The organism is Cellulomonas gelida (genome assembly GCF_006538725.1).
GTDB lineage: Bacteria > Actinomycetota > Actinomycetes > Actinomycetales > Cellulomonadaceae > Cellulomonas > Cellulomonas gelida.
The window spans coordinates 1-23,881 of record NZ_BJLQ01000044.1 but is presented as its reverse complement, the minus strand read 5'-3'; the positions used below and the strand labels follow the sequence as shown (position 1 = coordinate 23,881).

Below are 23,881 nucleotides of genomic sequence, written 5' to 3'. Positions count from 1 at the left end.
TGCCTGCGAGAGGACGCAGGCACGGGCCACGACTTCAGCAGGACCAGCTGAGAGACGATCCGCGGACCTGAGCGGTCTCCGTCTGCTCGGCCTCGAGGGCCTGGAGCTCGAGAACAGCCATGGCGATCTCCTTTCGTCGTTCGTCGGGGCTTACCTGGTCAGTCCGTGATCAGCAGTTCGCTGCCCGGACATCTGGGGGTGGGACAGGTCGAGGCTCTGGCCGAGCAGGAGATCGATGAGCGCGGGCCGCTCGGCGTGGCTCAGCACGGCGACCGCGCCTGCCGCGCCGGTGGCGAGGTCGGCGGACAGACGCCCGCCGCCGCGCCCGACGATGCCGATGCCGCGTCCCACGCCGACCGCGTACAGCGGCAGGCTGTCGGTGTGGACCGTGGCCCACCGGCGTGCGGCCGCCGCGTCGGGTGACTCGTCGCGGGTGCCGAGCAGACGCAGCGCGTACGCGATGCCGAGGCGCCCGTGGATCAGGCCCGGCTCGACCATGAGGTCGACCATCCCGGCCCGCAGGAGCGAGGAGTCCACGTCGTCGGGGCTGCGCCCGAGGGTCCGTCCGACCTGCCGTCGTGCGAGTGCGACGCCGACGGAGCCGTGGCCGAGGTAGGGCAGGCTCGTGCCGGCGTCGGTGAGGTCGAGCGTCCCGGTCGCGCCACGGACGCACCGACTCACGTCGCGCTCGACCAGGCGGGCGGCAGCGGCGGACCAGCCGAGCTCGTCGAGCTCGACGGCGGCGACCGCCAGCACGTCCCCGATGCCGGACGGTCCGTGCAGGAGGCCGGGCGGACCGGCGCGCCCGGCCCACCCATCCGCATCGTGCGCGAGTGCGCCCAGCACGCGACGCGCGGCGTGGCGCAAGGAGCTGTCGCCGGTGACCTTCGCGATCCCCAGCAGCCCCCACGCGTGCCCGGCGAGCCCGGACCACACGGTGGGGTCGGTGCACCCGTCGAGCGCGGCGCGTGCGCGGCCGAGCGCCAGGTCCGCGCGGCGTTCGTCGCCGAGGAGCGCCCAGGCCAGCGCGACGCCGGTCCAGCCGTCCCACAGCCCCGGAGACGACAGGGGCGAGGGCGGCGCATCGGTGGTGCGTGCGAAGTGCTCGACCCACTCGGGGCGCACCTGCTCGCCCGCGCCGACGAGCGCGAGCAGGATCCCGCCGGTGCCGTGCGCGAGGCTGAGGGAGTCCAACGTCGAGGAGTGGACGGGCGTGCCGCCGGGGAACAGGACTTGCTCGTCGGGAGTCGCGACCTCCGACAGGTAGGCGACGAGGTCGGCGACGGTGACCGCCGGGCCTGCGGGGTGGATCGTGTGGCGTGTGCGCTCGGCGACCCGCGCGCGCCGGCCGGACCGCGCGTACGCCGCGGCGGCGGCCCGCACGGGCGCTGCCGCCGCCCCGAACCAGCGGGCGGCGATCTCCGTGTGCTGGTCCAGCGTCTCGGGCACGAGCTCGACGAGGGGGCCGACGCCGGGGTGCCACATCCACGCCTGGATCATGAGGAGGCCGAACAGGTCCCGGTCACGCGCAGTCCCGTCGGCGCGGGCGAACCCGGCGCAGTCCATGCCGGGGCGTTCGGTGCTGTCGGGGTGGCTCGCGAACTCGAGGTCCGCCAGGCGGACGTCGAGCTCGGGACCGACGATCACGTTCCCGGGGTGGAGGTCGTTGTGCGCCCAGCCGGCGGCGTGCATGCCGGCGACAGCGCGCGTCAGCCCGTCGCTGATGCGCGCGCAGTCCCGTGCGTACTGATCCAGGGCGTGCGGCGTGGGATGCGCGGTGAGCTGGGGGTGATGGGCCGCGACCCAGTGCCGGAGGTTCACCCCGGGGACCTGGTCGGCGGCGACGAACAGGTGGCCGTCGAGCGTGAACGTCGCCCGGAGCCGGGGCGTGGCCACCCCGCCGAGCTCGTCGAGGACGCGCGCCTCGTGCGCCAGGCGCTCGATGGACGCCGCCATCATCGGCGTGCCGCCCGTCCAGGGCCGGGCCTCTTTGACGACCACGGGGGACTCGTCCGCCCGGAGCCGGCCGCGGTAGACCCCACCGCAGCCCGAGTGCTGCACCGCCTCGACGAGAGTGACGGGCAGGTCGTCCGGCAGGGCGTGCGGCGTGGTCCGGGCGCGGATCTGGTCGGGCACGTCGATGCCGCGGGGGTTCCGGTAGGGCACGTGACGGTCGTCCTCGACGAGCTCGCCACGCACGCGCAGGGCCGGGACCCGGCGCCCGTCCTCGGTCCAGGCCTGCAGTGCACGGAACGCCCCGTAGCGGAAGTAGACCGGCGCGTCGGGCACCCACTGCCGGTCGGACAGGACGTACGGGCCGGGCTCGCCCCGGAGGAGCTCGGCGAGAGAGTCCGCGGTGGCGACGAACGCGTCGAGGTCGGGTGGGTACACGGCGATCGACTTACCGGAGGACGCGCGGTGACAGCTGCGCCCGTTCGCGGACACCACCATCGCGAGCGACAGCGCGTGCTTCCACGGGATCCGGTGCTCCTGGCAGTGCCGGCCCACGAGTGCGACCACGCGCTGCGCGGTGTCCACCGTCGTGGAGACGTGGATCTTCCAGCCCTGGTCGACGACCGGAGCGTCGGCCGGCTCATACGCCCGCCAGACGTCGAAGGTCCTCGTCGACCACGTCGGGTCCGTGAGCAGCTCGGTGCACGCCAGGGGCTGGTCCCACGGTGGGGACCAGCGGCTCGGTGCGCTGAAGTGCAGCGGGTCGCCGAGCGAGCACGCCTCGAGGTTCAGGCTCACGAGACGTCCCGCCGCTCGGCGGACCCGGCGCGGGCGCGGCGGTCCGCGACGAAGCCGGTCTCCGACAGGACGCGCTCGACGACGTGGGCTGCGCGTGCCTTGTCCTCGACGGCGATCAGCGGGCGGTACGCGGCGGGTGTGCCCTGCGCCGCGCGCAGCACGTGCGCGTGCTCCGACCGGAGCATCGACCAGGCGAGCGCGTCGTAGTACTCCCCGTCGACGTAGTAGAAGTGGCGCAGGACGCCCTCGAGCGTGAACCCGCCCCGGACCAGAGCGGGGCTCGTGTACGGGTTGAACGAACCCGTGAGCACGCCGACGCGCTCGGCGTCGAGGGTCATGAACAGGTAGTCGACCGCACGCAGGACTGCCTCGGCGCCCAGCCCTGTGCTCCACAGGTCGGCATCGCCGATCAGCACGGCGATCTCGTAGGAACGCGGGTGGCCGCGGCCACGCCAGGTCACGATCCCGACGGGACCCGAGTCCCGGGAGACCACGAGGCGGAGCTGCAGGCCGGCGACGATCGCCTCGCGCACCTTCTCGACGGTGGCGTTCTCCCGGATGTCCGAGGTCATGGCGGCGCCGCGCGAGTCGGCACCCAACCACTCGACGACCAGCGCGAGGTCGTCGTCGCGGACGGCGCGCAGGGTGACCCGCTCGGGTCGCACGGCGCTCATCGCACTTCCCGACGGCCGAGCCGTACGAGACCCGCCGCGAGGGGCAGGAGCACCCAGACGAGTGTCGAGACAGCGATCTGCTGCCACTGCCCACCGGTCTCGACGGCGCCCTCGAGGAGGCGGCTGTACGTGATCGACGTGTCGAGCCACTGCGCCACGTCGTCGGCCCCGTCGACGAGCTGGCCCACCACCGACCACGCGAACGGCAGGACGAGGTACACGACGATCGCGCCTGCCGGGTTCATCACGAGCGCGCCGAAGGCCGCACCCATGAGCATCGACAGCACGATGCCGAGCCACAGTGTCAGCGAGTGCTCGACGCCCACGTCCCAGCGGCCGGCTGGGGCCCCGACGAGGGCGCGAGCCAGCGGTGTGGCCAGGGCGGCGAGGGCGAGGACGAACGCCGAGAACACGGTGGCGGACGCGAGGATCGCGACGAGCTTCGCGCCCACGACACGCGAGCGGTGCGGGACGAGGACGAAGGAGGTCAGGACGCTCCCCTGGGACCACTCGGTCGTCAGTGCGAGGATCGCGGTGACCGGCAGCAGCAGGGAGGCCACGGCGCCGCCGTACGCGACGAACGCGGTCCCGACGACCTCCTCGGCAGGCAGGGCGAAGGCCGCGGCGGCGACGGCCGCGCACAGGAGCGCGACGGTGGCGTGCAGCCAGACCCCCGCGCGCGTGTCGACGAGCTTGCGCAGCTCGACGCGCACGAGGTCCGTGAGGAGGACGGGTGGCGTCGAGGTCGCCGAGCGCGCGGGCGCCGGCGCGTGCACGGTGCTCATGCCGCCTCCTCGCCTGTGATCCGCAGGAAGAGCTCCTCGAGCCCGCCGCCAGCGTGCTGCGTGAGCTCGGTGAGCTCGACGCGCTCGTCGAGCGCGACCCGGCTGACCGCTGCGGTCTGCGCGTCGACGACCAGCACGTCGTCGTCCCGTCGGACCGTCAGCCCGCGCTCGGCGAGGGCCTGGTGGAGCCGATCGAGCTCGCGCGCGCTGACGCGCGTCGAGCCTGAGGCGGTGAGCTCACGCGTGGGGCCGCTGGCCGCCACGACGCCCTCGTTGACGAGCACGAGGTGGTCAGCGGTGCGCTCGACCTCGTGCAGGAGGTGCGACGAGAGCAGGACCGTCCCGCCGTCGTCGGCGAACCTGCGCAGGATCGTGCGCATCCAGACGATGCCCGCGGGGTCGAGGCCGTTGGCCGGCTCGTCGAGGATGAGCACCTCGGGCTCGCCCAGCAGGGCCTGCGCGATCCCGAGCCGTTGGCGCATGCCGAGCGAGTAGTCGGCCACCCGCCGGTCGCCGTGACCGGCGAGACCGACGCGGCCGAGGACCTCGTCGAGGTCGACCTGGGCCAGGCCCATCGTCCTGGCGGCCAGCAGGAGGTTCTCGCGCCCGGTCCGCGCGGAGGCCAGTGCACGCGAGTCGAGCTGGATCCCGACGACACGCCCCGGGTTGCGCAGCTCGCGGAACGGCGTCCCGCACACCCGGGCGGTGCCCGAGTCGGGGCGCGTGAGACCGACCACGATCCGCATGGTCGTGGACTTGCCCGCACCGTTCGGGCCGAGGAACCCCGTGATCGTCCCGGGGACGCACGTCAGGTCCACGTCCGTCAGGACGCGCCGCCCCCGGTAGGTCTTCGTCACGTGCTCCACCTCGATCACGCTTCGAGTCTCACGACGCCGGGAATGCCGCACATTCCCCTTTTGGACACGCGTTCCGGTACTGTCCGCGGTGCTGGGACATCGTTCGACCCCCTGTCACGACACATAAGTCGCGAGCGAAGGAACCACCGGCAATGTCGGAGCCTGGCGGGATCGCCGTTCTCGTCGTCGATGACGACCGATTCGTCCGCGCTGCGTTGCGGGCGTTGCTCGAGTCCGCACCGGAGGTCGCCTGGGCGGGCGAGGCGGAGAACGGCGCGCAGGCGGAGACGGTCATCGTCGCCGAGCGGCCCGACGTCGTCCTCATGGACATCGAGATGCCCTTGTCGGACGGCATCACCGCGATTCGTCGCGTCCGTGCGCGGATGAGTCAGCCGCCCCCGATGATCGTGCTGTCGAACCACGTCGCCGACGCGCACGTGCTGACGGCGCTCCAGGCCGGCGCGGCCGGCTACCTGGACAAGCGAGCGGAGCCGGACCAGGTGGTGGCCGCCGTGCTCCGAGCGGCGGCCGGTGAGGCGACCTTGTCGCCGTCCGTCACCCGGACGATGATCGAGGCGGTGACGGCCGCGGGGATCATGCCGCGAGGCGATACGAGTGAGTGGCGCGGTGCGCTCACGCCGCGTGAGGTCGAGATCGCCGAGGCGGTGGCGGCCGGCCTGTCGAACCAGCAGATCGCGGTGCAGCTGACGATGAGCCTGTCGACCGTCAAGACGAACGTGTCCCGCATCCTGACGAAGCTGGGGCTGGTCAACCGGGTCCAGATCGCCCTGGTCGTGCACGGCGTCACGCCGCGCGAGCCCTCCCGCTGAGGACCTAGCGGCGCGCCGGGTCCGCGGCCGCCGACAGTCGCGCAGCGTCGTGGGCGACGAGGTCGCGGTACGTCGGGCAGTCGTCGAGGAGCTCGCTGTGCGTGCCCTGCCCGACGATCCGACCCTCGTCCACGACGACGATCTGGTGCGCGGACCGAACGGCGACCAGCCGGTGCGAGACGGTGACGACGGTGCGCTGCGCGAGCAGGTCCTGCACGAGTGCGTCGAAGACGCTCTCCGTCGCGGTGTCGACGTTCGACGTCGGCTCGTCCAGGAGCACGACGTCGCTGCTCGACAGGAGCAGCCGCGCCCACGCGAGGCGCTGCCGTTCCCCGCCCGACAGTGCGATGCCGCCGTCTCCGATCGTCAGCTCCAGACCACGCTCTGCCGCACCGGCGAGGCCGACCCGTGCGAGAGCCCTGAGCATCGTCGCGTCGTCGAGCCCGGGATCGGCGAGCAGGAGGTTGTCCCGCAGGGAGGTCGCGAGCGCGGGCGCGTTCTGCTCCACGTAGTCGATCCTGCGCCGCAGCGACCGGGCGTCGAGGAGTGCGGCGGGGTCGCCGAACACCCGCAGCTCACCGTCGGTCGGCTCGTACAGCCTCTGCAGGAGCGACAGGAGAGTGCTCTTGCCCGATCCGGACGGGCCGACGATCGCAGTGTGCTGGCCGCTGGGCACGACCAGGTCGACGTCGTACAACCCCCGGCCCGGCTCGTACTCGAAGCTGGCCCGCACGAGCTCGAGCGCGGGCACCACCCCGCCAGGCCCCGCGCACGGCAGCCCGCCCTGCGGCTCGGTGGGCTCCTGCATCAGCTCGTCCACCCTGGCGAGGGCGGCCACGCCGGCCTGGATGCGGGTGAGCGCCCCGAGGAGCTGAGCGGTCGGCAGGATCACCATGAACAGGTAGACGAGGAACGCGACCAGTGCGCCGAGCGTGAGCTCGCCGTTCCCGACGCGGATCCCGCCGACGAGCAGGACGGCGAGGAGCGCGCCCTGCGTTGCGATCCCGATCACGGGCTCGACGGCGGCGCTGAGCCGCGCGACCTGCAGCCCGAGGCCCCACGAGCGGCGCGCGTCGGTGGCGATCCGCGCCGTCCGCCCGTCCTCGGCGGCGTAGGACCGCACCAGCCGGATGGAGCTGAGAGCGGAGTCGAACTCCGCGCCGAGCACGCCGAGCGACGCCTGGTAGCGCCCGGTGGCCCCCCGCAGCCGTCTGGCGAACGGCGTGATCATGACGATGGCGAGCGCGATGAGCACGCCCGTGAGCACGGTCAGGCGGGGGTCGATCAGGGACATCATGACGAGGGACCCGACGACCAGGACGGCCGACGACGCGACCTCGATCATCCCGGCCGCGAGCACCTGCCGGACCAGCGAGGTGTCGGCGGTGAGTCGTGTGACGAGGTCGCCGCGCCGCGTGGTCTCGAGCCGACGTAGCGGGAGGCGCAGCGCGTGCTGCGCGAGGGTCGCGCGCAGGTCCAGCGTGACGGACTCGGACGCGGACATGACGTGGTAGACCGCAGCGCCCCGGCACAGCGACTCCGCCACGACGGCGAGCGCGAGCACACCGACGAGTGTCAGAGGCGGCGCGTGCGTCCCGGCCGTGTCGACGAGGCTCTGGAGCACGGCGGGCTGCACGAGCGCGAGCCCGCTCGCGGCCAGGGTGACGACGGCGGCGGCGAGGAGTCGACGGCGGTGCGGCCGGAGCAGCGCCAGCACCGGTGTCCGTGGGTTCGTCGGCATCGTCGCGCCCTTCCGAGGTCGGGGTGCCAGCCTGGCGCGCGAGCACCGCGGGAGCATCGGCCGAAAGTTGGCACGCCATCAACTGTCGTCGTCGCCCGGTCCTCCGAGGTGCGCTCGACGGGGACGCGTCAGCAGCCCCGTCGGTGAGGACCGGACCGCCCGCACGTCGGCGTGGGCGGTGTCGACGTGGGTCGCAGCCGCGTCGGCCGCGACCGCGCGTCGCGCTGATCACACGTGCCGACATCATGTCGACAACCCCGGCAGTGCGTGCCTACTCTTGCCGACATGGTGTCGACAAGAGTAGGTGGGTAGCCGTGTTCCTCGCATTGCGTGAGCTCTCGTTCGCCCGTGGACGTTTCGCCCTGATGGGCTCGGTCGTGGCGTTGATCGGTGTGCTGATGGTGCTCCTGTCGGGGCTGTCGGTCGGTCTCGTCAACGACGGCGTCTCCGGTCTGAAGCAGCTGCCCGTGTCCTCGTTCGCCTTCCAGCAGGACGTGGACAAGACGGCGGCGTTCACGCGCTCGGTCGTCGACGTCGACGCCGCCGAGACGTGGCGCGCCGCCGACGGCGTCGCCGACGCCGGCCCGTTCGGGCTGTCGCTGGTGAACACGCGCACCGACGGCGGGCTCGACCTCGACCTCGCCCTGTTCGGCGTCGAGCGTGACTCGTGGCTCGCGCCCGAGGCCGAGTCCGGCAGCGCCCTCACCGGCGCCGGCCAGATCGTGCTCCCCGACACCCTGCTCGACGAGGGCGTGGCCGTCGGTGACGCCGTCACCATCGACCAGGTCGGGACCGAGCTCGAGGTCGTGGGCTTCGTCGGCGGCCAGCACACGTTCGGCCACGTCGACGTCGGCTACGTGGACCTGCCCACCTGGCAGGAGATCCGCGCGGGTGTCCGCCCCGGTGAGGCCGTGCCCGAGCACGCCTACCAGGAGGTCAGCGCGATCGCCGTGCGCAACGACGGCGCCGGGCCCGACCTGGCGGCCGTGGACGGCGCCGCGGGGATGACTTCGCTGACGCTCACCCAGTCGTTCGGCGCATCGCCCGGCTTCACGGCCGAGACGTCCACGCTGCAGCTCATCCAGTTCTTCCTGTACGCGATCTCGGCGCTCGTCGTCGGCGCGTTCTTCACGGTCGTGACGATCCAGCGCAAGAACGAGATCGCGGTGCTGCGGGCCATGGGCGCCAGCACGCGCTACCTGCTGCGGGACAGCCTGACCCAGTCCGCGATCCTGCTGCTCGGCTCCACCGCGCTCGGCGTGGGCATCGGGCTGCTGCTGGGCGCGAGCGTCTCCGCGACCGCCATGCCGTTCGCGCTCGAGCCGGCGCCCATCGTGGCCGCCAGCGTGGCGCTCGTCGTGCTCGGCATGGTGGGCGCCGCCTCCGCCGTCACCCGCATCACCCGCGTCGACCCCCTGACCGCACTTGGAGGCAACCGATGACCGCCACCCCGGTGACCACCCGCGCGGGGCTGTTCATGGCCGGCGTGACGCTCACGCACGGCGACGGCGACAGCACCGTCACGGCGCTCGACGACGTGAGCCTGACCGTCGAGCCCGGTGAGCTCCTGGCCGTCGTCGGCCCCTCGGGTGCCGGCAAGTCGAGCCTGCTCGCCGTGGCCGGCGGGCTCACCCGCCCGGACTCGGGCGAGGTGTCCGTCGGCGAGGCCGACCTCGTCGCGGCCACGCCGCGGCGCCTGGCGGCCATCCGCCGGACGCAGATCGGCTTCGTGTTCCAGAGCGGGAACCTGCTGCCCGCCCTGACCGCGATCGACCAGCTGCGCCTGCCGCTGCACCTCGGCGCGGTCGCCGACCCGCGTGACCCGATGGAGCTGCTCGAGGAGGTCGGCATGGCGGAGCGCGCCACGCGGCGTCCGCACCAGCTGTCCGGCGGCGAGCGTCAGCGCGTGGGCATCGCGCGTGCGCTCATGACCCGTCCGCGGCTGCTGCTCGTCGACGAGCCGACGGCGGCCCTGGACCGCGCCCGCAGCCAGGAGGTCGTCGCGCTGCTGGCCCGTGAGGCGCACCAGCACGGTGTGGCGACGGTCATGGTGACGCACGATCATGACGTGCTGCACCACTGCGACCGGGTTCTGGAGATGATGGACGGTCGACTTCTCCCGCACACCGACTGACCACGGAGGTCCCCGTGCCGCGCATCAACGCCGCCACCGTCGCCGAGCACCGCGCTCGTCAGCGGCGGGCCGTCCTCGATGCGGCACGCGACCTCCTCGCCGAGACCGGCCTCGCCCCCTCCCTCGCGGAGGTGGGGGCGCGGGCCGGTCTCGCGCGCTCCAGCGTGTACCAGTACGTGCGGTCGCGTGACGACCTCATGGCGGAGGTCGTCGCCGACGTCTTCCCCGGCTGGGCCGACCGCATCCGCGCGGCCATCGCCGCGGCGCCCACGCCGGGCACGCGGGTCTGGGCGTACGTCGAGAGCAACGTCGCCTTCTTCTCCGGCTCGGAGCAGCGTGTCGCGCGCGCGCTGGGCTCGGTGGTGGACCCCGCGATCCTGCACGGGCCCCTGCAGGAGTTCCACCTCGCCCTGCAGGAGCCGCTACGCGACGCGCTGCGGGACCTCGGCGAGCCCGAGGTCGACACGGTCGCGGACCTCGTCGACGCGATGCTGCTGAGCGCGACCCAGCAGATCCGCGGCACCCAGCACGGCGGCGACGCCGACGAGCACCGGGCCGCGCTCGCGCCGCTGCGCCGCGTGCTCGGCCCTTACCTCGGCCTCGCCGCGACCGACTGAGCCTCGCCGCGACCGACCGGGCGCCGCGGGTCAGGCGAGCTTGTCGAGCACCCAGATGCGCGGGTGGTGGCCCTTGGCGTAGACCCGGACGGGCGGACGGGGCCGCCACAGGGCGTCGGCCGCGCGCACGGCCGCTTCCATGACCTTGACCTCGTGCGTGAGCACGACGAGCCGCGCGCCGTCGGCGGCGACCTCGTGCGCGGCGCGCAGCAGACCGCTGTGCAGCGCCGCGGCCCCGGAGTGGGAGCCGTGCAGCGTGCCCCAGGGCGGGTCGGCGAGGATCAGGTCGGCGGGGCGGACGTCGGCGCCGGGGCCGGTGGCCCACGACGACGGGTGCAGCGCATCGGCCCGCACGAGCGCGGCCCGGCGCGTCAGACCCGCGGCCTCGAGGTTGTCGCGTGCGGCGGCCAGCGCGTCGTCGTCGTGGTCGATCCCGACCGCCGCTGCGGCCGGCCCGGCGAGCAGGCGCTCGATCAGCAGCGTGCCCGAGCCGCACATGAGGTTGAGCACGCGCTCGTCGGCGCGCACGCCGGCCAGGCGCACCATGGCGCCGGCGATCGTCGCGTTGGCCGCGCCCGGGAAGTCCGTGACCCGCCAGGTGCGCGCGGACAACGGTCGCGGCCCGACGCGGACCAGCACGTCCCAGCCAGGGTCGACGTCACCGTCGCGGCGGGCGCCGCGGCGGACCTTCACGACGAGCTCGCCGTCGGTCGGGTCGAGCTTGAGCCCGGTCGCCCGCGCGAACTCGTCGCCGAGCCGCGCGAACGTCGGGGAGTCCGCGCCCGCGGCCTCGAACCGGAACGTCGAGGACCCCGCGACCCGCAGCGACGCGTAGACCGCCTCGACGATGCGCGTCAGGTGCTCGCCGGACAGCAGCGAACGCGGCCGCGGCACGTCGTGGTGCAGCACGACGAACGCGGCGACGGCCGTGCGCAGGCGGCGCACCTGCGCGAGGCGGTCGGCGGGCAGGTCGACGACGAGCGCGTCCTCGCGTCCCGCGACCGGGCGCGGCGCGACGTCGAGCACCTCGCGGACCTCGTCGGCCAGGACGTCGCCGAGGCCCTGCAGGAACGTCAGCTCGACGCGCGTCGGGCGGTGGCCCGGACGGGTGGGGGTGCGCGGGGCGGTGCGCGCCGAGCGCCCGCGCCGCTCGGAGGGGGCCGCGCGGCCGGCTCGCGGTGCGGCGTCGTCCTTGCGCGACCCGCTGGCGGGCCGGGAGCGGCGGGACGAGCCTGGTCCGCCGGAGGGGCCTCGTCCACCGGAGGAGCCCGGTCCGCCCGACGAGCCAGGGCGGTCGGAGGGGTCGGGGTGCTGCGGGCGGCCGCGGCGGGAGGGTGGCACGCGGCGGTTCAGGCGACGACCGCGGCGGGCAACCGCGCGGCCTCGTCGTCCGGGTGCCGCTCGTCGGCGGACGGCTCGACCGTCAGGACGCCGACCGCGCGCAGCACGAACGCCTCGGTCTGCTCGATCGCGCGCTCGCGCTCGGGCCCGTCGTCGGGGACGCCCCGGCCGGACAGGCACGCGTTGACGAGCGGGACGGTGGTGTCGAGGTCCTGCTCCGGGAACGCGCCCGACGCGATGCCGTCGGTGAGGATCTCGCGCAGGATCCGCTCGACGACCACCACGTGCTCGCGCACGCGCTGCTGCGTCTGGCGGGACAGGACGCTGCGCAGCTCCGGGCCGGGGGCCACGTGGTAGACGCGCTTGAGCTGGATCTGCTGGCTCACGTAGGTGCGCAGGCGCTCGACCGGGTCGTCGAGGTCGTCGAGAGCGCGCTGCAGCGACGCGGCGTACTGCTCGGTCTCGTGCGTGATGAAGCCGACGAGGAGCGCTTCCTTGTCGGGGAAGTGGTTGTACACGGCGGTGCGGCCGACGCCCGCGGCGTGCGCGATCTCGGCGAGGGTCACGGCGTCGAAGCCGCGCTCCGCCATGAGGGTCGAGAGCGCGGCGAACAGCTTCTGCCGGGTCTGCTCGCGGTGCTCGTGGAGCGACCCGCCGATGATCTTGGGCATGCTGACAGTCTGACACAACATGTCAGATCGCCCGCATCGGGTGCACCCGGCCGCGGACCCGCAGGCCAGGGGCCCGCGATCCGCGTGATCACGCGGCTCCCGCTGCCGATACGGGACTTTGGTCCTTACACTCGGTTCAACCGTCGGTGCCGCCGGTGCACGCGCCGCACCGACCCCGAAGTGCGGGAGGTGCTCGTGCCCACGACGACCGAGCCCACGACGACCCTGCCCGCCGACGTCCGCGCCGCGCAGGACACCTTCGTGAGCACCGGTCGGCTCGCGGGGTCGGTCCGCCGCCTCGTCGCGGACTCCTGGCAGCGCAGCCGCCGCAGCGGCGTCGACCCCGAGCACCCCGCGCCGCGCGTCGACGTGTCCGCGAACGACCTCGACGGCCTGCGCCGCGCGACGCCCCTGACCGACGCGCTCCCCGTGGTCCGCCGCCTCCTGCTCGACACCGACCCGCAGTGGGTCGCGGCGATGACGGACGCGTCGGGCCGGCTCCTGTGGGTCGAGGGGAACGCGCAGGTGCGACGTGCGGTCAGCGGTGTCGGGTTCGTCGAGGGCGCGGTGTGGAGCGAGGACTGCGCGGGCACCAACGCGCCCGGCACGGCGCTCGCGACCAACCGCGAGGTCCAGGTGATCGGCACCGAGCACTGGGCGCGTCCCGTGCACGCGTTCAGCTGCGCGGCGGCGCCCGTGCACGACGCGCACGGGCGCGTGCTCGGGGTCCTCGACATCACCGGCGGGCCCGTCGTCGGGACCGGGCTCGCGATGCAGCTGGTCCGCGCGACCGCCACGGCCGTGGAGGCGACGGTCGGGCGGGTCACGACGAGCCCGCCCGCCGGACTCCCGGCGCCGACGCTGCGCGTGCTCGGCAGCCAGGGGGGCACGCTCGTCGTGGACGGCGCCGCGCACCGGCTCACGGGCCGGCACGCGGAGATCCTGCTCCTGCTCGCGGAGCACCCCGCCGGGCTGACGGGCGACGAGCTCGGGGTGCTGCTGTCGCAGTCCGACCTCTCGGGCGTGACCGTGCGCGCCGAGGTGTCGCGGCTGCGGCGCGTGGTCGGCCCGTTGCTGAGCGAGTCGCGCCCGTACCGGCTGACGCGCGCGGTGCGCACCGACGTGGACGCGGTCCGCGAGGCCCTCGCGCTCGGCGACGTCGCGCAGGCTGTCGGCTCCTACACGGGGCCCGTGCTGCCGCGCTCGTCGTCGCCGGGGGTCGAGCGGGTCCGGCAGGCCGTGTCCGACGAGGTGCGCGCCGCAGTCCTCGCGTCGCGGGACCCGCGCGTGATCGTGCGCTGGGCCGCGTCCGACGAGGGCGCCGACGACCTCACCGCGTGGCGCGCGCTCGCGGCGAGCAGCCCCGTCGGCTCCGCGGCTCACCTGCGGGCGAGCGCCCGGCTGGGCCGCCTGGAAGCCGAGCTGGGACCGCACGCGGCGCGCCGAGCCTGACCGTCCCGGTCCCCGCGGCCGGGTCCGGGCACCGATGGCCGCACGCTCGTCGGTGCGGCAAGATGCGTCGGGCGCGGGACGCTCGTCCCGCGCGGGCGCCCTCGCCGTCGGTCGCGACGGTCGTGCGGCCGACGCCGTGGCGAGATCGAGCCGTGGCCCCGACTCGTGACGAGGAGCGCACACCATGGCGCGCACGTGGGACGACGACCGCCTGCAGGACCTCATGCGCGCGGAGCGGTCGGCGTTCGCCGACGACCTCGCGTCCCTCACCGCGGACCAGTGGCGCCGCACGACGCTGTGCGGGCAGTGGGACGTCGAGGAGGTCGTCGCCCACCTGACGGCCGCGGCGAGCATGAACCAGTGGCGGTGGCTGCGCAGCATGGTGGGCGCGCGGTTCCGCCCCGACGTGCACAACGAGCGGCGGCTGGCCGAGCACCGTGGCCGGACCCCCGCGGAGACGCTCGAGCGGTTCCGCGCGATCGTCGCCAGCGCCACCGCGCCGTCCGGGCACACGCCCGCCTACCTCGGCGAGGTGGTGGTGCACGCCCAGGACGTCCGCCACCCGCTGGGGCTGACGACGACCCCGGGCGTGGAGGCGCTCACCGCCGTCGCGGAGTTCTACGCGGCGCGCGACTTCGCGGTCGCGAGCCGCACCCAGGTCGCGGGCCTCGAGCTGCGCGCCGACGACGGCCCCTTCACCGCGGGCGTGGGCGCGGGCAACCCCGTGGTCACGGGCTCGACGCTGGCCCTCGTGATGGTCATGGCGGGCCGGACTGCGTACGCCGTCGAGCTCGACGGCTCCGGCGCGGACGTCCTGCGCTCGCGCCTCGACGTCGTCGCGCGCTGAGCGGGGTCGTCACGACGCGTACGGGCGCGCGTCGGGCATGCTGGCTCCAGGCACGACCCCTGACGACGCACGACCGGACGACGAGGACGAGGGTGACGACGTGGTGCTGATCGGAGCGCACACGCGGGGCGAGGACCCGGTGGCGGCCGCCGCCGAGACCGGCGCGCAGGCGGTGCAGGTGTTCCTGGCGGACCCGCAGGGCTGGAAGAAGCCGGAGCCGCGCCCGGACGCCGACGCGATCGTCGCGAGCGGCCTCGGTGTCTACGTGCACGCGCCGTACCTGGTCAACGTCGCGTCGACGAACAACCGCATCCGCATCCCGAGCCGGAACATGATCGCCCAGCACAGCGCGGCGGCTGCGACCCTCGGGGCCAGCGGGCTCATCGTGCACGGCGGGCACGTGGGCGCGGGCGACGACCTCGCGGTGGGGATCGACAACTGGCGCAAGACGTTCGAGCGCGCGACCTTCCCGGTGCGCGTGCTCGTCGAGAACACCGCGGGCGGCGAGAACGCGTGCGCCCGCACGCTCGAGGCGATCGCACGGCTGTGGGACGCGATCGGCCAGTACGACGTGGGCTTCTGCCTCGACACGTGCCACGCGTGGGCCTCGGGCCTGGACCTCGAGACCGTGGTCGCGGACGTCACCGCGATCACCGGCCGCATCGACCTGGTCCACGCGAACAGCTCGCGCGACGAGGCGGGCTCGAACCGCGACCGGCACGCCAGCTTCGCGCACGGCACGATCCCGCCCGAGCTCATCGCGCACGTGGTCCGTGAGGCCGCCTGCGACGCGATCGTCGAGACCCCGGCCGAGGGCCAGGCCGACGACATCGCCTTCCTCCGGGCCGCACTCGCCGGCTGAGCCGTGCAACCGTGATGCAACCTCTGCGTGCCTAGCGTCGCGGACGAGCGTGGCAACGATGCCGCGCCCGGGCGCCACGGCCCCGCCGGCGCCCGTCGCACCCGGAGGGAGCGGCCGCATGACCGTCTACGCAGCACCCGGCAAGCCCGACAGCCTGGCCACGTATCGCGAGCGCTACGACCACTGGATCGGCGGCGAGTTCGTCGCCCCGGCAGCCGGTCGGTACTTCGAGAACCCGAGCCCCGTCACCGGCCACACGTTCACCGAGGTGGCACGAGGCGACGCCGACGACATCGAGCGCGCGCTCGACGCGGCGCACGGTGCCGCGCGCACGTGGGGGAAGACCAGCGCGACCGAGCGCGCGGTGATCCTCAACAAGATCGCCGACCGCATGGAGGCCAACCTCGAGATGCTCTCGGTCGCGGAGACCTGGGAGAACGGCAAGCCGATCCGCGAGATCCTCGCGTGCGACCTGCCGCTCGCGATCGACCACTTCCGCTACTTCGCGGGTGCGATCCGCGCGCAGGAAGGGTCGATCTCCGAGATCGACGAGGACACGATCGCCTACCACTTCCACGAGCCGCTGGGCGTGGTCGGGCAGATCATCCCGTGGAACTTCCCGCTGCTCATGGCCACGTGGAAGCTCGCACCGGCGCTCGCGGCGGGCAACACGGTGGTGCTCAAGCCGGCCGAGCAGACGCCCGCGTCGATCCTCTTCCTCATGGAGCTGATCGCGGACCTGCTCCCGCCGGGCGTGCTCAACGTGGTCAACGGGTTCGGCGTCGAGGCCGGCAAGCCGCTCGCCTCGTCGTCGCGGATCCGCAAGATCGCGTTCACGGGTGAGACGACGACGGGCCGCCTGATCATGCAGTACGCGTCGCAGAACATCATCCCGGTGACGCTCGAGCTCGGCGGCAAGAGCCCGAACATCTTCTTCGAGGACGTCGCGCGGGCCAAGGACGACTACTACGACAAGGCGCTCGAAGGCTTCGCGATGTTCGCCCTCAACCAGGGCGAGGTGTGCACGTGCCCGTCGCGGGCGCTGATCGCCGAGTCGATCTACGACGACTTCCTCGCCGACGGGATCGCGCGGGTCAAGGCCATCAAGCAGGGCAACCCGCTCGACACCGAGACGATGATCGGCGCGCAGGCGTCCAACGACCAGCTCGAGAAGATCCTCAGCTACTTCGACATCGGCAAGGCCGAGGGCGCCAAGGTGCTCACGGGCGGCGAGCGCGCGCACCTGGACGGCGACCTCGCCGACGGGTTCTACGTGACGCCGACCGTGTTCGAGGGCAAGAACTCGATGCGCATCTTCCAGGAGGAGATCTTCGGGCCGGTCGTGGCCGTCACGTCGTTCTCCGACTACTCGGACGCGATCTCGATCGCCAACGACACGCTGTACGGGCTGGGCGCGGGCGTGTGGTCGCGCGAGCAGGCGACCGCCTACCGGGCGGGCCGTGACATCCAGGCGGGCCGGGTGTGGACGAACTGCTACCACGCGTACCCGGCGGCCGCGGCGTTCGGCGGCTACAAGGGCTCGGGCGTGGGCCGGGAGAACCACAAGATGATGCTCGACCACTACCAGCAGACCAAGAACCTGCTGGTCAGCTACTCGGGCACCAAGCTCGGGTTCTTCTGAGAGCTGGGACGGGCTGATCGTCGGCGGACCGCGCACCCCCGCTCGTCGGGCGGTGCGCGGTCCCGCGGCGCATGCTGGCAGGACGACGAGGAAGGAGGCCGATCCGTGGCCACGTCGCAGGTCGAGCGCGTGGCGGTCACCCCCGCCGCGGCGCAGCTGTTGCGCTCGCTGCGCGCGCAGCACGGCGAGCTCATGTTCCACCAGTCCGGGGGCTGCTGCGACGGCTCGTCGCCCATGTGCTACCCCGCGGGCGAGTTCCTCACGGGCGACGTCGACGAGCACCTGGGGGACCTGGAGGTCGGCGACGACGAGACCGGCCCGGTGCGCGTCCCGGTGTGGATGACGAAGGCGCAGTACGAGTACTGGAAGCACACGCACCTGACGATCGACGTGGTGCCCGGCCGGGGCGCGGGGTTCTCGCTGGAGGCGCCGGAGGGGGTGCGGTTCCTCATCCGCTCGCGGGTGCTGACCGATGACGAGTACCGCGAGCTGCAGGCGACGGGCGTGCTCTGACGGGGCGGCACGGGCGCGGCAGATCCGCTCCGCCGAGCGGGCCCCGAACGCCGTGCACGGTTGCTAGCGTGCCGTCATGACGACCGAATCGAGCGCGTCCGACCAGATCGTGCCGGACGAGAAGGACTGGACGTGGGTCCTGCACGAGCGCTGCGACGAGTGCGGCTTCGCGGCCGCGGACGTCGATCCCCACCAGATCGGCGCGACCGTGCGCGACCTGCTCCCGCGGTACGTCTCGGCGCTGCACCGCGAGGACGCCGACGTGCGTCCCGAACCGGTGGTCTGGTCCACGCTCGAGTACTCGGCGCACGTGCGTGACGTGTTCCGGGTGTTCGGCGAGCGGCTCGACCTCATGCTCGCGCACGAGGACCCGCTGTTCGAGAACTGGGACCAGGACGCGACCGCGGTCGCGGATCGGTACGACCTGCAGGACCCGGCGGTCGTGGCCGACGAGCTCGTGGAGGCCGGCGAGGCGACCGCGGCGGCGTTCGACGCGGTGGCCGACGACGCGTGGGAGCGCTCCGGGCGCCGCTCGAACGGCTCGTTCTTCACGGTGCGGACGCTCGGGCAGTACTTCCTGCACGACGTGGTCCACCACCTGCACGACGTGCGCGCCTGACGTCGTCGTCCACACCGTCACCCGTTCGTCCACAGGGCTGTCCACACCCGTGGGTATCTGTGCGTGAGCGTCTGTGGACAACGTCCGCCGATACCGTGGACGACGCGCCCCGTCCGGTGCACGAACGGTTAAGCACCCGGTAGCAGCGCGAACGAAACATCCCGGCAGCATCCAGGCCCTACCGTGCGCGCATGGACGTTGCGCTCCCGGCCGCGCTCGACGGCAGGCATGTGCTCGCACTCCCGGCAGGGACGGACCTGCTCGCCCTCGCGCGGGCCTGGTTCCCCGATGCCGCGTGGGAACGCGCGCCCGTCGCCGCGCCCGCGGCCCGGCCCATGACCGGGGCCAGGTTCCGCGGGATGGTCGTCGACGACGGCGGGGCGGCCGCGCCCGGGCGGCTTGCTCTCGCGGCCGCGGTGATCGTCGGGCCGCACCCGCTGAGCGTCGACGAGGCCCGCGCCGCGCGGCTGCGCACGGACGGGTCCGTGGACCTGTACGCGCTCGAGGGTGAGTCGACGCCGCAGGTCACGGCGTGGTGCGTGGCCGCGGCGCGGCGCAGCGGGGGGACGCTCGTGCCGGCGGGACGCACGCAGGTCGTCGTCCCCGACCCGCAGGCCGCGCCCGGGCTCACGCTGTGGTCACCCGTGCCGATGTCGCCGGGCGACGTGCTGCCGCTCGTGCGCCCCGCGATGATCGGCGCGCGCGTCGCCCCCAGCGAGCTGCCCACGCCGTCGGGGACCGACGGGCCGCCGGAGTGCGCGGTCACGGCGCAGTTCGAGTACGACGGTGCGGTCACGCTGCGCTCGTCGCGCGGCACGGACGTGCCCGCGGTGCTCACGACGCTCGACTGGCGCGAGTACGGGCCCTGGGCCTACCGCGTGCGGTGGCACCCGCCGGACGGCGAGGACCCGGACTCGGCGCTGTCGGCGATCGCTCGGCAGCGGGTCGCGCCGACGATCGCGCGTGTCACCGCCGCGCTGTGGCGGGCCGCGGGTGGGACCGTGGTCGACGAGGGCGGGTTCGTCGTCGAGCCCGCCGAGCTCACGCGTCGCGCGGTCCCGCCGCGCTGACCGCGCGCGCCGCTCGTCCGACGGGCCCGCGACGGGTCCTGAGCTGCTCAGCCCTGTGCCGGCTGCTCGTCGTCCTCGCCCGGGACGGGGGCGCCGTCCGGCCACGCGGCGATGCACACGCGGTTGCCTGCGCGGTCCGACAGGATCCAGCTCGCGGGCGCCCCGGACGCCTCGACCACACGACCCCCCGCGGCGAGCGCGGCGGCCAAGCGGGACTCGGCGTGCTCGCGCGCCACGGAGACGTCGACGTGCATCGCGTGCCGCAGCGGCCGGGCCGGGTCGAGCTCCTGCATCCACACGGTCGAGCCGTGGCCCAGCGGGTCGATGCTGTTGTCGTCGGACGCCTGCGTGTAGCCCAGGACGGCGCGCCAGAACCCGAGGTCGGTGTCGTCGGGCCGGGCGGAGACCGCGAGCTGGACCTCCTGGACCGCGGCCCGGTCGGCGACGGCGCCGTGCGTGCGCGCGACCGCCGAGATCACGCGGGCGAGGTCGACGTGCCGCTCCTCGAGGTGCCACAGGTCGCGCGTGAGCCGCACGCCGAGCTGCCCGTCGGTGATCGACAGGTGGACCCCCGAGCCCTCGAGCCCGTGCACGCCCGCGACGTCGACGGCCATCGCCGCGGCCGCGGCGAGCGACGGGACGCGGAACACCGCCGCCGCACCGCCGTGCAGCACCACCCAGTCCTCGAGACCGTCCGCCGCCAGGAACGCCCGCCAGCCCGCTTCGCTCATGGATGCCTCCCAGGGCGAACCTAGCGCCGTGGCACCGGCAGGGCAGCCGGTCAGACGAATGCGGGTGAGCCGGACGGCACCAGGTCCACCTGCACGGTCAGCTTCGAGCCGCTGCCCTCGGTGAAGATCACGCCCCGCAGCGGCGGCACGTCGTGGTAGTCGCGCCCCCACCCGAGCACCACGTACCGGTCGTCGACGAGCTGGTCGTTGGTCGGGTCCGCGTCGACCCACCCCGCGCCCGGGACCCACACGGACACCCAGGCGTGGGACGCGTCGGCGCCGCGCAGCTTCTCGCGCCCGGCCGGCGGCCGCGTCTCGAGGTACCCGCTGACGTAGCGCGCGGGTACGCCGTGCAGGCGCAGCGCGGCGATCATGAGGTGCGCGAAGTCCTGGCACACGCCCGTGCGCTGCGCGAGGAGCTGGCGCTGGGTCGTGGTGACCGTCGTCGACCCCGTGCGGTACGTGAGCTCGTGGCGGATCCGGTGGCACAGGTCGACGACGACCTCGGCGAGCGGACGCCCCGGCGCGAACGACGGCTCGGCCCACGCGCGCACCTCGTCGACGAACGTCACGTGCGCGGACGGCAGCACCATCTCGCGCAGCGCGACGAGCGCGTCGGGCGACATCGCCGCGGCCTCCGAGCCGGACTGCACCGACGCCGCGGTCTCGTCCCACGCGACGGTCGGCAGGCTCGCCGCGTCGGGCTGCGGCCGGGTGACCTCGATCGTCGAGCGCGCGGTCACGACGAGCCGGGTGTGCGGCTCGGTGACGCAGTAGTACGTCGTGCGGTTGCCGAAGTAGTCGTGCTGCACGGCGGTGTCGGCGGGGGCCGGGTCGAGCTCGACGTGGCTGGTCACGCACGTCTGCCCGGGCAGGTCGCGCGGGGTCATGACCGTGCGCCCGTAGGAGTCGGTGACCTCCTGCGGGTAGGTGTACGTGGTGCGGTGCACGAGGTCGTACGTGCGGCTCACGGCGCCTCCTCCTCGTCGCCCGCGTCCCACGGGTCGTCGAGCGCGCGAGCGGCGAGCGGCCGCGCGAAGTGCACCTTCTCGATCTCGTCGGCGACGGCCAGCAGGCGCCACTGGATCGAGTCCAGCGTCTCGGCCAGCCGCACGCGGCGTCCGTCGGCGTCGCGCGCGGCGGCCGCGGCAGGGTCGAGCTCGGCGACGAGGTCGAGCACCTGCGTGAGCAGGCGGTCGCGCTCGTCGGTGCTCCGGGCGCGCATCGGGACGCCCGCCAGGTCGCGGCGCAGGCGGTCGAGCTGGAACGCGAGCGAGCGCGGGTTGGCGTCGTCGAGCAGCAGCAGGTCGAGCACCGCGGTGACGCCCGCGTCGTCGGGGTAGCGGCGGCGGAACGTGATCGACGAGTCGTGCGCGAGCACCACGGAGTCCACGACGTGCGCCTCGACCGTGCGGGGCAGCGGTTCGACGAGCGTGCGGCGCAGCGCGGCGGCGACGTGCTGCGCACGCTCGAGCCGACGACCCGCGTCGAGCAGGTGCCAGCCGACGTCCCGGACGAGGCCCTCTGCGACGATCCCCGCGACCGCGAGCAGGCCCTCGAGCGTGCGGTCGAGCACGGGCCGCAGCCCGGCGGTCGCCGCGCGCGCGTCGTCGAACCGGCCCAGGTCGAGCCCGACCTCGGGGACGCGCTGGCGTGCGCGCTCGGCCCGCAGCGCGCGGTCGATCCGGGCGAGCGGCCCGAACGTGTCGGTCGAGAGCTGGTCGCGCACCGCCGCGGCGGCGTTGCCGAGTCCCGCCACGGACGCCGCGATCGACTCGAGGCGGGCGCGGTCGAGAGCGAGCTCGCGCAGCGTGGGGGCGTGCGTCGCGTCGTCGGCGGCGTCCGGGTCGACGAGCGCGCCGACGAGCACAGCGAGCGCACGCCCGCCCGCGGACCGCGGCCGCCCGTGGAAGTCGTCCCACCGGTCGACGACGACGCGCAGGTCGCGCGCCTGGTCCTCGGCGCGTTCGGCGTAGCGACCCAGCCAGAACAGGTTCTCCGCGGTGCGCGGCGAGATCCCGACTCCCGCGCGGCGCGCGACGGTCACCTCACCGGCACTCTCGGTCGCCTCCGCGGGCTGGTCCGCGCCCGCACCGGCGAGCACCCACACGTCCTTGGCGACCGCGCCGGTCCGCGACGAGACCACCGGTCCGTCCGCGACGCGCGCGAGCCCACCCGCCATGACCGTGTACGCACCGCGGTGCGCCACCGCGAACGTGCGGAGCACCCCGACACCCGAGTCCGTCCGCGCCGACCGACCGCCGGCGGGCCCGTCGTCGGGGCCGGGCAGGTCCACGACCGCCCCGCCGCCGACGCGCGCCTGCCCGGCCCAGCGCCACGGCTCGGCGGCGATCCGTGCCGCGAGCGCGTCGCGCGCGGCCGCGTCGAGGGTCCACCCCAGCACGCCGCGTTCCTCGCGGGACAACGGGATCAGGACGAGGTCTGCGAGGTTCGCGAGCACGTGCGACGCCGACGACGCCTCGCCGCACCACCACGTGGGCGCGGACGGCAGCAGCAGGTCCTGGTCGAGCACCGTGCGCGCGAGGCGCGGGAGCGCCGCGATCACCGCGGGGTTCTCGAGCACGCCCGACCCGAGCGGGTTGACGACCGAGAGCGTCCCGGCGCGCACGGCCCGCACGAGCCCCGGGACGCCGAGGCGTGACCCGGCGCGCAGGTCCAGCGGGTCGCACCAGGCTGCGTCGACGCGACGCAGCAGCACGTCGACGGGCTCGGTCCCGCCCAGTCCCCGCACCCACAGCCGACCGTCGCGCACGACGAGGTCAGAGCCCTCGACGAGGGGCAGCCCGAGCATCGAGGCGAGGTACGCCTGGTCGAACGCGGTCTCGGAGCCAGGCCCGGGCGTGAGCAGCGCGATGCGGGGCTGCGGCGCCGACGGCGGTGCGACGTCGTGCAGCGTCTGGCGCAGCGCGCGGAAGAACGGGCCGAGCCGCTGGATCGGGGTCTGCCGGTACACGCCTTCGAGCACCTGCGCGACGACGCGTCGGCCCTCCATCGCGTACCCGGCCCCCGACGGCGCCTGGGTGCGGTCGACGAGCGCGAGCCACGTGCCGTCGTCGTCGCGCGCGAGGTCGGTGGCGGTCAGGACGAGCTCGCGCCCGCCCGGCAGGCGCAGCCCGTCGACCGTGCGCAGGAACCCGGGGTGCGCGACCACCGAGGTGGGGGGCAAGAGCGAGTCCGTGAGCAGGCGTCGGGCGCCGTAGAGGTCCTGGAGCACGGCGTCGAGCAGCTCGGCGCGCTGGGCGATGCCGGCCTCGAGGCCCGACCACTCGTCCTCGTCGATCACCACCGGCGCGGGGTCGAGCCGCCACGGCTCGTGCTCGGCCGCGGTGCCGTACGTGACGCCGTGGTCGGCGAGCAGCGCCTCGGCCTCCGTGCGGGCGCGGGCGAGGTCCGTCTCCGTCGGCATCGGGGCGTGCTCGGGCAGCCAGTCCCACGTGCCCCCGGGGCGTGCGCCGGTCGGCCCGGCGGAGGAGAGCACGTCCATCACAGCCCGAGTCTGACGCACGACCAGGCCAGAGGGCTTGCGTCTCGCATCGTGGTCGGACCCCTCAAATACTTGACCACATCAGTCGGATTAGAGAGTCTTCGGCCCACGGGGGTCGGCCGTCGGGGGACGGGCCGACCCCCTGACCTTTCCCCACCCCCCGCAGCGTCCCCCCACCACCCGCGACCCAGCGGTCGCTCCGGCCATATCGACGGCAGGCCTGATCAACCGCTGCCTCG

General features: G+C 74.2%; 22 protein-coding genes. 11 read left to right on the top strand and 11 right to left on the bottom strand.

Annotation, left to right across the window (positions count from 1 at the left end; genetic code table 11):
• Positions 1-34 precede the first annotated feature (34 nt).
• The 5 genes from CGE01nite_RS17570 to CGE01nite_RS14880 are packed head-to-tail and all read right to left on the bottom strand — an operon-like array spanning position 35 to position 5,085.
• On the bottom strand, positions 35-121 hold the full coding sequence (locus CGE01nite_RS17570) for a class III lanthipeptide (RefSeq protein WP_353848663.1): 87 nt from the start codon (positions 119-121) through the stop codon (positions 35-37).
• A gap of 29 nt (positions 122-150) precedes the next feature.
• A complete protein-coding gene (gene lanKC, locus CGE01nite_RS14895; protein WP_141371548.1) occupies positions 151-2,751 on the bottom strand; it encodes a class III lanthionine synthetase LanKC in 2,601 nt (866 codons plus the stop codon).
• Entirely contained in the window at positions 2,748-3,425 is a 678-nt protein-coding gene (locus tag CGE01nite_RS14890) for a GNAT family N-acetyltransferase (RefSeq protein WP_053071606.1), read from the bottom strand. The genes lanKC and CGE01nite_RS14890 overlap by 4 nt, the downstream gene beginning before the upstream one ends.
• Positions 3,422-4,210, bottom strand: coding sequence for an ABC transporter permease (locus CGE01nite_RS14885; protein ID WP_048342636.1), 789 nt, complete (start codon positions 4,208-4,210; stop codon positions 3,422-3,424). The genes CGE01nite_RS14890 and CGE01nite_RS14885 overlap by 4 nt, the downstream gene beginning before the upstream one ends.
• Positions 4,207-5,085 carry an ATP-binding cassette domain-containing protein gene (locus CGE01nite_RS14880; protein WP_048342635.1) on the bottom strand — a complete coding sequence of 293 codons (879 nt, stop codon included), beginning with the start codon at positions 5,083-5,085 and terminating at the stop codon, positions 4,207-4,209. Before CGE01nite_RS14880 ends, CGE01nite_RS14885 begins: the two co-directional genes overlap by 4 nt.
• Before the next feature lie 134 nt (positions 5,086-5,219).
• Here CGE01nite_RS14880 and CGE01nite_RS14875 point away from each other — a divergent pair, with 134 nt between their 5' ends.
• A complete protein-coding gene (locus tag CGE01nite_RS14875) occupies positions 5,220-5,897 on the top strand; it encodes a response regulator (RefSeq protein ID WP_048342634.1) in 678 nt (225 codons plus the stop codon).
• Between the two features lie 4 nt (positions 5,898-5,901).
• Here CGE01nite_RS14875 and CGE01nite_RS14870 read toward each other — a convergent pair whose 3' ends face one another.
• On the bottom strand, positions 5,902-7,638 hold the full coding sequence (locus CGE01nite_RS14870; protein WP_170210994.1) for an ABC transporter ATP-binding protein: 1,737 nt from the start codon (positions 7,636-7,638) through the stop codon (positions 5,902-5,904).
• A gap of 314 nt (positions 7,639-7,952) precedes the next feature.
• On the opposite strand from CGE01nite_RS14870, the gene CGE01nite_RS14865 reads away from it, so the two are divergent.
• Genes CGE01nite_RS14865 through CGE01nite_RS14855 form a run of 3 tightly spaced genes read left to right on the top strand, consistent with a single transcriptional unit; the run spans position 7,953 to position 10,389 of the window.
• Entirely contained in the window at positions 7,953-9,080 is a 1,128-nt protein-coding gene (locus tag CGE01nite_RS14865; RefSeq protein WP_141371546.1) for an ABC transporter permease, read from the top strand.
• A complete protein-coding gene (locus CGE01nite_RS14860) occupies positions 9,077-9,772 on the top strand; it encodes an ABC transporter ATP-binding protein (RefSeq protein ID WP_141371545.1) in 696 nt (231 codons plus the stop codon). Before CGE01nite_RS14865 ends, CGE01nite_RS14860 begins: the two co-directional genes overlap by 4 nt.
• A gap of 14 nt (positions 9,773-9,786) precedes the next feature.
• Positions 9,787-10,389, top strand: a complete 603-nt coding sequence (locus tag CGE01nite_RS14855; RefSeq protein ID WP_048342630.1) for a TetR/AcrR family transcriptional regulator — start codon at positions 9,787-9,789, stop codon at positions 10,387-10,389.
• A 30-nt stretch (positions 10,390-10,419) separates the two neighbouring features.
• On the opposite strand, the gene CGE01nite_RS14850 is transcribed toward CGE01nite_RS14855, so the two are convergent.
• On the bottom strand, positions 10,420-11,730 hold the full coding sequence (locus tag CGE01nite_RS14850) for an RsmD family RNA methyltransferase (protein ID WP_141371544.1): 1,311 nt from the start codon (positions 11,728-11,730) through the stop codon (positions 10,420-10,422).
• An 8-nt stretch (positions 11,731-11,738) separates the two neighbouring features.
• Positions 11,739-12,401, bottom strand: coding sequence for a TetR/AcrR family transcriptional regulator (locus CGE01nite_RS14845; RefSeq protein WP_048344421.1), 663 nt, complete (start codon positions 12,399-12,401; stop codon positions 11,739-11,741).
• A 195-nt stretch (positions 12,402-12,596) separates the two neighbouring features.
• On the opposite strand from CGE01nite_RS14845, the gene CGE01nite_RS14840 reads away from it, so the two are divergent.
• The 7 genes from CGE01nite_RS14840 (at position 12,597) to CGE01nite_RS14810 (ending at position 19,406) form a co-directional block, all read left to right on the top strand.
• Positions 12,597-13,853 (top strand): GAF domain-containing protein, encoded by a 1,257-nt coding sequence (locus CGE01nite_RS14840; protein WP_229747604.1) that lies wholly within the window; start codon positions 12,597-12,599, stop codon positions 13,851-13,853.
• A 184-nt stretch (positions 13,854-14,037) separates the two neighbouring features.
• Positions 14,038-14,700 (top strand): maleylpyruvate isomerase family mycothiol-dependent enzyme, encoded by a 663-nt coding sequence (locus tag CGE01nite_RS14835; protein WP_141371543.1) that lies wholly within the window; start codon positions 14,038-14,040, stop codon positions 14,698-14,700.
• Between the two features lie 100 nt (positions 14,701-14,800).
• Complete coding sequence (locus CGE01nite_RS14830) at positions 14,801-15,562, top strand: deoxyribonuclease IV (protein ID WP_229747603.1); 762 nt, start codon at positions 14,801-14,803, stop codon at positions 15,560-15,562.
• A gap of 118 nt (positions 15,563-15,680) precedes the next feature.
• Positions 15,681-17,204 carry an aldehyde dehydrogenase gene (gene adh, locus CGE01nite_RS14825; RefSeq protein WP_141371541.1) on the top strand — a complete coding sequence of 508 codons (1,524 nt, stop codon included), beginning with the start codon at positions 15,681-15,683 and terminating at the stop codon, positions 17,202-17,204.
• Between the two features lie 105 nt (positions 17,205-17,309).
• The gene (locus tag CGE01nite_RS14820; protein WP_048344423.1) at positions 17,310-17,717 is read left to right on the top strand and encodes a DUF779 domain-containing protein; all 408 of its coding nucleotides are present in this window, start codon (positions 17,310-17,312) and stop codon (positions 17,715-17,717) included.
• 76 nt (positions 17,718-17,793) lie between these two features.
• Positions 17,794-18,336, top strand: a complete 543-nt coding sequence (locus CGE01nite_RS14815) for a DinB family protein (protein ID WP_141371540.1) — start codon at positions 17,794-17,796, stop codon at positions 18,334-18,336.
• A 191-nt stretch (positions 18,337-18,527) separates the two neighbouring features.
• Entirely contained in the window at positions 18,528-19,406 is an 879-nt protein-coding gene (locus CGE01nite_RS14810; RefSeq protein WP_141371539.1) for a hypothetical protein, read from the top strand.
• 47 nt (positions 19,407-19,453) lie between these two features.
• Here the strand turns inward: CGE01nite_RS14810 and CGE01nite_RS14805 are convergent, their stop codons facing one another.
• Genes CGE01nite_RS14805 through CGE01nite_RS14795 form a run of 3 tightly spaced genes read right to left on the bottom strand, consistent with a single transcriptional unit; the run spans position 19,454 to position 23,642 of the window.
• Entirely contained in the window at positions 19,454-20,137 is a 684-nt protein-coding gene (locus tag CGE01nite_RS14805) for a VOC family protein (protein ID WP_141371538.1), read from the bottom strand.
• 50 nt (positions 20,138-20,187) lie between these two features.
• Complete coding sequence (locus CGE01nite_RS14800) at positions 20,188-21,108, bottom strand: transglutaminase family protein (protein WP_048344427.1); 921 nt, start codon at positions 21,106-21,108, stop codon at positions 20,188-20,190.
• Positions 21,105-23,642: a circularly permuted type 2 ATP-grasp protein gene (locus CGE01nite_RS14795; protein ID WP_170210993.1), complete on the bottom strand. Its 2,538-nt coding sequence runs from the start codon at positions 23,640-23,642 to the stop codon at positions 21,105-21,107. Before CGE01nite_RS14795 ends, CGE01nite_RS14800 begins: the two co-directional genes overlap by 4 nt.
• Positions 23,643-23,881: the final 239 nt, after the last annotated feature.

Bases quoted from the DNA above. Each gene is read 5' to 3' on its own strand.
- CGE01nite_RS14885 (WP_048342636.1), bottom strand. From the start codon at position 4,210: ATGAGCACCGTGCACGCGCCGGCGCCCGCGCGCTCGGCGACCTCGACG.
- CGE01nite_RS14870 (WP_170210994.1), bottom strand. From the start codon at position 7,638: ATGCCGACGAACCCACGGACACCGGTGCTGGCGCTGCTCCGGCCGCAC.
- CGE01nite_RS14875 (WP_048342634.1), top strand. From the start codon at position 5,220: ATGTCGGAGCCTGGCGGGATCGCCGTTCTCGTCGTCGATGACGACCGA.
- adh (WP_141371541.1), top strand. From the start codon at position 15,681: ATGACCGTCTACGCAGCACCCGGCAAGCCCGACAGCCTGGCCACGTAT.
- CGE01nite_RS14845 (WP_048344421.1), bottom strand. From the start codon at position 12,401: ATGCCCAAGATCATCGGCGGGTCGCTCCACGAGCACCGCGAGCAGACC.
- CGE01nite_RS14810 (WP_141371539.1), top strand. From the start codon at position 18,528: ATGGACGTTGCGCTCCCGGCCGCGCTCGACGGCAGGCATGTGCTCGCA.
- CGE01nite_RS14795 (WP_170210993.1), bottom strand. From the start codon at position 23,642: ATGGACGTGCTCTCCTCCGCCGGGCCGACCGGCGCACGCCCCGGGGGC.
- CGE01nite_RS14835 (WP_141371543.1), top strand. From the start codon at position 14,038: ATGGCGCGCACGTGGGACGACGACCGCCTGCAGGACCTCATGCGCGCG.
- CGE01nite_RS14860 (WP_141371545.1), top strand. From the start codon at position 9,077: ATGACCGCCACCCCGGTGACCACCCGCGCGGGGCTGTTCATGGCCGGC.
- CGE01nite_RS14815 (WP_141371540.1), top strand. From the start codon at position 17,794: ATGACGACCGAATCGAGCGCGTCCGACCAGATCGTGCCGGACGAGAAG.
- CGE01nite_RS14805 (WP_141371538.1), bottom strand. From the start codon at position 20,137: ATGAGCGAAGCGGGCTGGCGGGCGTTCCTGGCGGCGGACGGTCTCGAG.
- CGE01nite_RS17570 (WP_353848663.1), bottom strand. From the start codon at position 121: ATGGCTGTTCTCGAGCTCCAGGCCCTCGAGGCCGAGCAGACGGAGACC.
- CGE01nite_RS14890 (WP_053071606.1), bottom strand. From the start codon at position 3,425: ATGAGCGCCGTGCGACCCGAGCGGGTCACCCTGCGCGCCGTCCGCGAC.